The organism is Serratia sp. MMO-28 (assembly GCF_037199905.1).
GTDB lineage: Bacteria > Pseudomonadota > Gammaproteobacteria > Enterobacterales > Enterobacteriaceae > Chania > Chania oryzae.
This window is the reverse complement of record NZ_JBBCVB010000073.1, coordinates 1-1,086: the sequence shown is the minus strand read 5'-3', so window position 1 is coordinate 1,086 and position 1,086 is coordinate 1. Positions and strand designations below refer to the sequence as shown.

The window sequence follows — 1,086 nt, the reverse complement described above, 5'->3', positions numbered from 1 at the left end:
GGGTCACCGCCGCATCGGTATTGATGGTCCCAGCCCCGCTCAGCACGTTGGCGAGCGTGTCTGCGGCGTTCAGGTTCAACGTACCGCCAACATCCACCGCGCTGGTGCCCAACGCATTGGCCGCGCCGGCGCTGATGGTGGCACCGGACGCGATATGGGTGGCCGCCGACAGGCCGCTGTTGGCGGCACTCAGCGCCAGCGTGCCGCCGCTGACGTTCAGCGTCCCGGCCCCGGTCAGGCCGCCGACCGCGCTGGAGGTGCCGCCCTCCTGCAGGGTCAGGGTGCCCCCCGCCAGGTCGACAACGCCGCTGTTGGTCAGCAACCCGCTGACCAGCGACCCGCTATTCAGGATAACCGACCCCAGGTTGGTCAGTGCGCCCACCGTCTGGCTGAAACCATTGGCATCGACGCGAGAGCCCCCATTGACCGTCAGCTGTGAGGTGGCCCCCAAGGCCGTGTTGCTGCCCAGCCGCACATCGCCACCGGTGACCGTGGTGCTGCCGGTGTAGCTGTTCTGGCCATTGGTGACGGTCAGGGCCCCGTTGCTGGCATCGAACACGATGCCGCCCACCCCGGTCAGTTGTGCCGTCAGATTTTTGTTGGCATCCGCGCTGGCCTCGGTGGCAATCACCAGCGCGTCAGGGCCATCCTGCAACAGGTTAAGCGCACTCAGGCCGTAGTTCAGGTACAGGCCCGTCGCGTTCAGGTTGTTGGTATTGGACAACAGGTAGCTGTAGGTCGCCTCCGCCACCTGCACCGCGTTCTGGTTGATGCCCGACACCACGCCCTGGCCCGGCGTCACCGCCACGCCGTTAATCATCAGCGTCAGGGTATCGGCCCCGCTGGCGGTCGTCGCGCTGATCAACTGCATCGCCGAGGCCCCGCGGTTCTGATCGAGGATCGACAGGTTCGGTGGCACCACCGGCAGGACATTATCCCAGGCCCCCGCGCCCACCACATTGATGGTGCCGCCGTTGGCGGTCAGGGTCTGGGTGGTGACCGTGCTCTCGGCGCTGGAGAGCGGAGCGCCGCCGGTGAAGTTCAGCGTGCCGCCGTTCAGGGCCAGGCTCTGCAGCGTTGCGCTGC

At 67.2% G+C, this 1,086-nt stretch carries 1 pseudogene; it reads right to left on the bottom strand.

What is annotated here, in order from left to right:
- Nucleotides 1-1,086, bottom strand: a pseudogene (locus WG891_RS26565) (autotransporter outer membrane beta-barrel domain-containing protein); the annotation flags it as partial.